We start from the raw sequence: 6189 nt of genomic DNA, 5'->3' as shown, positions 1-6189 counted from the left end.
CCTGCCATGCGGCCTGTTCGCCGCGCCGCACGACCTCCGCCTCGGCCTCATCGGCAACGGCCAGTGCATGCGCACTACGGTCCAGCTCAATGAGTACGCGCTCCTCGTCCTCGTGACCGAACCACCCGGCCACCGCCTGTCACCGCCTGGACTGCGATCACCGCCTCCAGGGGCGGCCTCGCGGTCGGGTACGCCGACCAGGTCAATTACTACGTCCTGACGCCGGGGCTCGGCAACGTCGCCCCCGGGCACGGTGCGCTGCTGGCCTCGTACCTGCGTGCCGCCGCGCGCGCGGCCGGCCAGCACCCCTACCCCGGCCTTTCCGAGGGCCCCGGCCCGTTCCCGCTCGCCGAGGTCTACGTGCGCCAGCTCGCCGAGGACCGGCGGGCCGACGCCCCGGACCTAGACGATTCCGACGCGTGCGTGCCGGGCTCGGTCAACGAGCGGGTTTCCGCCGAGACCGTCTTCACCGGGACCGACCGCATCCGGGTGCTCCTTGCCGCCGCAGGCGGCGGCAAGTCCGTACTGCTGCGCCACCACCTGTCCGACGGGGCCGCCCGCTGGTTGGCGGGCCGGGCGCACGATCGGGCGCATCCGTCCGTCCCGGTTCTGATCCGCGCGACCACTCTGGCCGCCGAACCTCTCCTGGTCCAGGCTCTCGAAGCCGCAGTCATTGACGAACTCGGCCCGTACGGGCTACGCGAGGCGCCGACTGCGGACTTCTTCACCCGTCCGCCGTACTCCGGCACGCCCTGGCTGGTCATGGTCGACGGTCTGGACGAGGTCTCGGACCGTGCCACCCGCGTCGCCCTGCTGGAGCGGCTGGCCCGGGAGGGAGACCAGGAGCCGTCGACCTACCGGTTCGTCGTCGCGACCCGCCCCCTGCCCGACGGTGAGCTGACCCGGCTGGGACCCGGCGCCAGCCGCTTCGAACTCCAGCCCTTCACCGCAGCCGACCTGGGTACATACGCCCAACGGTGTTTCCGCAACCTGCCGAACCGCGATGGGCATGTCCGGCGATTCACAGCGGGACTGGAGATGTCGGGCCTGCACGAGCTGGCCCGCACCCCGCTGATGGCTTCCATGCTGTGCCCGCTGTACGCGGCCGACCCTGCTCGGCCCCTGCCCGAGGGCCGCACCGGGGCCTACCGGTCCTTCGTCGAACTGCTCTACGAGCAGAACACCCACAAGAGCGTCCGGGCCACCCACGCCGAGGCGATCCGCGTCCTCACCGACCGGCATCAGATCCCCCGCGACCAGCAGGCAACCGAGCAGGCCTCGCGCCTGGTGCGTGACGAACTGCCGGACCTCATAGACCACGTGGCACACGAAAGGATCAATGGGAACACCGCCCCGGCCATCGCGATCCTCGCCGCCCATCTGCACGTCCAACGCCCGGACAAGGTCAGGCCAGCGCTCTGGAACGCGTTCCTGGGCGATCTCCTGCGGCCCACCGGCCTCCTGGTCGAGCGGGCGGGAGACTTCCACTTCCTCCACCAGACCCTGCTCGAATACCACGCCGCCCGGCACGCCACCCGCGACGTCCAGGCCCGCGCCGAGTTGCTCGCGCGGCTGTTCCCCCGCCGACCCGTCCCCGCCGGAGACGACGCAACCCCATCCCGCGTACCCCCGTCTTCCGTGCAGTCACTCGCCATCGACCCGTCCTACCTGGGCTTCCTCCTCAATGGACTCCTCACCCCCGGGGACCGCATCGCGACCGATACCGTGCGGGCCCTGGACGAGCTGGCCGCACATGACGCGGTTGCCGCTGTACGGCTGCTGTCCCATCAGATGCGGATGCGGACCGGTCTGCCCGATGACTTTATGGCCCGTCATTTTGCGGCCTTTTCGCGGAACAAAGAGCTGGCCGGCTACCGGATCGTGGCCGCGTGGTACCTGGCCATGCTGGCCGGGCACCGGGACGAGGGCGCCGAGCTTCTCGCCGGGCTCGTCGACGACACCGCCCTGCCGTTCGAGAACCGCGTGCGGGCGGCCACGCAGCTGGCGCGCCTGAAGGACTACAGGCCCAGGGCCGCGGGGTTCCTGCTCCGTCTAGCAAGCGACAGCACGCTTCCTTTCGAGCACCGCCTGAATGCCGGGCAGGCCCTTGGCAGGCTGGCCGAGTACCGGCACGAGGTCATCGCTCTGTTCGCCTCTCTCCTTGACCGTGCCCCCCTTCCCCTCTACGGCGATTTCTACGAGCGCATGGATATGGCAACGGTCCTGGCAGGTTGGGGTGATGAGCGTGGCACTGGGCTGCTCTTGCGCATGACCAACAACAAGGGCCTGACCGTCCGCCGCCGTGCGAGGGCCGCCTCCGGCCTGGCTCGGCTCGACGACGAACGCGTGGCCGGGCCGCTCGCGGCCATGACCGTGTACGACGATCCCGAGGACGACATCTACGGTCCCGTGTTGGCGGCCCGCGCCCTCACCTGGCTGTCCCGGTACCGCGAGGAGGGCGCCCGAGCCTTGGCCAGGATCGCCAGTGACCCCGATGCCTGGGACAGCCTCGCCCGCGTGGAGGCTGTCGAGTTCCTGGCCGATGTGGACGGGCACCGCGAGGAGGCCCTCGCGCTGCTCACCCGCCTCGCCGAAGCCGGGACCGCCCGCAGACACGCCGCCAAGGCGCTCGCCAAGCGCCGACCGACCGCCTGAACTGCGCGCCGTGGGAACGGTCGGCAGGCTGCCGGTGCTCCCGCCCCGCACGGTCTCCCTCTGATACGCTCCTGCGCCCTCACGGACACCCACCCTGCGCGCCCGACAGCAGCGACATGAGCTTGTCCTACCTTCCAAACACCGCTCCCCCGCCGAGGCGAACGCCGATGTCACCGCCCCCGGCCTCATTCATTCCCGGGTCCAGGCGGCCGGCGCGGATCTGGACGGGGGCACGCTGTACCGCCCCGACCTCGACTCGCTCGCCGACCTGCGCGCCCGCGGAGTACTCGGCCACCACCCCGCAACACCGGAACCCGCCCCGCGCACCTACGGCCACGACGCAGGGGCACGAGCGGAGAGCTGACAGGGCAACCGCCGGCACGAGTCAGAGCCGGCCTCGCCGCCGACGGGCGCCACGGAGTGGTCGCCGGTCGCACTGAAAACGGATGGCGTCGGGTCAGGCCGCGCCAGCCGGGAGAGTAGCTTCCGGCCGTGTGATCGACTTCAGTTCCATCCGCCGGTCCACCAGGTCCCCGCCGGTGAAGTCCGCCCAGTACGGATGGGCACTGACGGTCTCCGACAGGGCCAGACACTCCCGACGAAGTCCGTCGACGGCGGCCTTCTGCTCGTCCGTCCAGCCGGGCGACGGCGGCCGGCCGCCCGTGACCTCACCGGTGTGCGAGTGCTCCTTCCCCGGCCACCCGTCGCGCGGCTCCACGGACCAGGGCAGGGCGCGCCCGAGCGCGGCGAGCTCCGCGGCGGCCTCGTGCAGGCGGACCTGAGCGGCGCGAAGATCATCGGGGAACGTTGTCTCAGCCATATCCGAATAATACGTGTGTTCGATTTTTGGTTCGGGGAGGCGCGGCCGGGGAATGGCGGGTTCGTCGAGCGTCATCGTGAGTTCGACGCTGGCGATGCCCCGGCGGGGCAGGGGCGCGCTGGGAACCCAGGGCTTCTCCCCGAACCGGCATGTTCCATCGGCGTCCCTGCCGGAGAAATGCAGGTCCTGGCTCGTCTCAGGAGGTGGTTCTTCGGCCGGGGGCTGCTCGCTGCGGTACTCGGTCCAGGTGTTCCGGTCCTCGGCCGGAACCCACATGTAGCTTCCGGCCCGGTGGTCCTTGCGCCCGGGGACGAAGAGGGGCACAACGCTTCCCGTGGCGGCGCCGACGATGGTGCGGCCGACGGTGACGCCGAGCCGGTCTCCCCGGTAGCCGGTCCAGCCGGCGGCTTCACCGTCCAGGAGGCGGGGGGTCTCCCATTGCAGGTGGCGCTTGCCGCACCCCGTCTTCACCCGGCCCGTCGGGCAGGCCCGGACGGCGGCGGCTGTGCAGTGCCAGTCGGCGAGGATGCGGTATCCGCCGAAGAGCGGAAGGTCGGCGGCGCGACGGATCTCCTGCCAGGGGGTGTCACGGATCAGCATCCAGTTGGCCCTGTCGACGAGATGGAAGGTGTCGTCATGGGTGATCCAGTTGGTGACGAGGCCGGCGTCGTAGTGTGCCCTGGAACGGCGCAGGACGAGATCGGGGCCAGCATTGTAGAACTGGGCCTCGCACCCGAGGCTGATCCCTCCGTCTCCGATGACCGTGACGTCGGGCCGGGATGTGCGGTTCCTCGTGGTCTTCTCAACCCTCGACTCGATGCCTGCGGACTGGCAGTGACGCGCGACGAAGTCCTTCATCGCCTTGTGACGGTCGCTTTCCTCAGCGGTCATCTCGTGCGCGGTGGGGAGATGCGCGGCCCGTAACCGCAAGAGCCCGTCCGGGCCGCGATGCTGACGTACGTACATGTGGGGGCTCTTGACGCCGCGCAGCTCGGCCTTGCACTCACGGCCGAGGCTGCGCTCCACGCAGACCAGGAGGTCCCGTGGCCGGTCGGCGACAGGGAGAAGGATTTCCGAGATCAGATCGGCGGCGTTGATCCCTCTGCCAGAGGGAAGGCCGAGGTCTTCTTTGTCGAGCTCGAGGACCAGGTTCAGTCCGGAGTGCCACACACCATTTGTCACAAGTATCTCCATCCAGCAACTACCAGAGGAAAACCGCGCATTCCACGGTAGGGCCGACCACTGACAACAGAACATGGGCAGTGACACCCTGCTTGTTCGGTTCCGACAGGGCTTGGACCGCGGCCCACCACTCATGGACCTGTGCCCACCGGGCCTGGACGGTGACCGTCTGGCGTAGCTGCTGACCAGTGACCGTGCGGCGCCCTGTCTCATGGCGTGCGGCATCGCGGTGACGGCGGCGGCCGCGACTGCGTGACTCCGCAGGGCTGCGGTCGCCCTGCCGGTCCTTGCCGCACGGGTAGATCTGGCTGAAGTGGAGCAGCGCTCGGTCGCCGCCGCCCTGCCAGTGGTCGGCCAGGTATCGGTCGAGTGCCGCCATCGTCCGCCGCTGGCCGACCGGGTCTGGTCCCGGTGGCCCTGGGGAACCGTTTCCCCGGTGAAACTGTTCACTCCCACGGCTGATCATCAAGCATTCCGGGCCGGGTGAGGCCCTGTCAGGCGCTATCACGGCGTGCGTGATCAAGAACCTGGTACGCGGCCTGGCCGCGCTCTCCCTCACCCTCGCCCCGCTCGCGGCCACCACTCCGGCCGCCCACGCGCAGGCGGCCGAGCCGACCGTGCTGCCGATCGGCGCCGCGGTCTCCGCGCTGCCGCTGGGCACCGAGTCCCGCGACGGCTACACCCGCAGCAGCTTCCGCCACTGGAACGCCGGCGCCAACCTGGGCGACGGCTGCAACACCCGCGCCGAAGTCCTCATCGCCGAGGCCGTCACCCCGCCCACCGTCGGCGCCCGGTGCGCCCTGACCGGCGGCACCTGGTGGTCGTACTACGACGAGCAGACGGTGACTTCCGCGGGCAGCCTGGACATCGACCACATGGTCCCGCTCGCCGAGGCCTGGGACTCCGGGGCCTCGGCCTGGACCGCGGCCCGCCGCGAGGCCTACGCCAACGACCTCGGCCAGGCGTCCTCGCTCGTGGCGGTCACCGCCCGCACCAACAGGTCCAAGGCCGACCAGGACCCCGCCCAATGGCTCCCCCCTGCCCCCGGAGCACTGTGCCGCTACGCGGCGGAATGGACCGCGAYCAAACTCCGCTGGGACCTGGCCGTCGACGAACTCGAGAAGGACCGGCTCCTGGACATCGCGGCCGGCTGCGGCGGAACCCCCGTCACCTACACCCCCGCACCCTGACCCGACCGGTCACCCGGCGTTCCGTGCCCCGGCAACCAGCCGCTTCTGGTCGCCGGGGCACGGCCGTTTCGGCTCCTGCTGGGCCTGCCCGCCGTGTCCAGGGCGTCGTCCACCGGCAGAGTCCGCGTTCAGGGCGGGAGCGACGGCGCCGGGGCCGAAACCCTCGCCGAGGCCAGTGCCGGCGCGGCAGCCGAACGGGCCACGAACAGGATCGTCGAGGCAGACGCGCTGGGCGGTGCCGTACCGGGGTGCTCGGTCTACAGCTGCTGCTGGACCCACCAAAAACCGAGACCGACGATTCCGGCCCCTGTGGCGTAGGCGGCGCCGCGGAGGGCGCTGGAG

The 6189-nt window shown here is 70.6% G+C and carries 3 protein-coding genes; 2 read left to right on the top strand and 1 reads right to left on the bottom strand.

The genetic code is table 11. The annotated features are described in order from the left end of the window. The first annotated feature begins 360 nt into the window (after positions 1–360). Entirely contained in the window at positions 361–2655 is a 2295-nt protein-coding gene (locus EAO76_RS42285; protein WP_148841529.1) for an NACHT domain-containing NTPase, read from the top strand. Between the two features lie 457 nt (positions 2656–3112). Here EAO76_RS42285 and EAO76_RS47090 read toward each other — a convergent pair whose 3' ends face one another. Continuing rightward, complete coding sequence (locus tag EAO76_RS47090; RefSeq protein ID WP_262376220.1) at positions 3113–4669, bottom strand: hypothetical protein; 1557 nt, start codon at positions 4667–4669, stop codon at positions 3113–3115. A gap of 503 nt (positions 4670–5172) precedes the next feature. On the opposite strand from EAO76_RS47090, the gene EAO76_RS42275 reads away from it, so the two are divergent. Next, the gene (locus tag EAO76_RS42275; protein ID WP_148841528.1) at positions 5173–5847 is read left to right on the top strand and encodes an HNH endonuclease family protein; all 675 of its coding nucleotides are present in this window, start codon (positions 5173–5175) and stop codon (positions 5845–5847) included. The last annotated feature ends 342 nt before the right edge of the window (positions 5848–6189 follow it).

The sequence above is a fragment of the Streptomyces sp. sk2.1 genome, assembly GCF_008120935.1.
GTDB lineage: Bacteria > Actinomycetota > Actinomycetes > Streptomycetales > Streptomycetaceae > Streptomyces.
The sequence above is the reverse complement of the archived record's forward strand: the minus strand, read 5'-3'. Positions and strand labels throughout refer to the sequence as shown.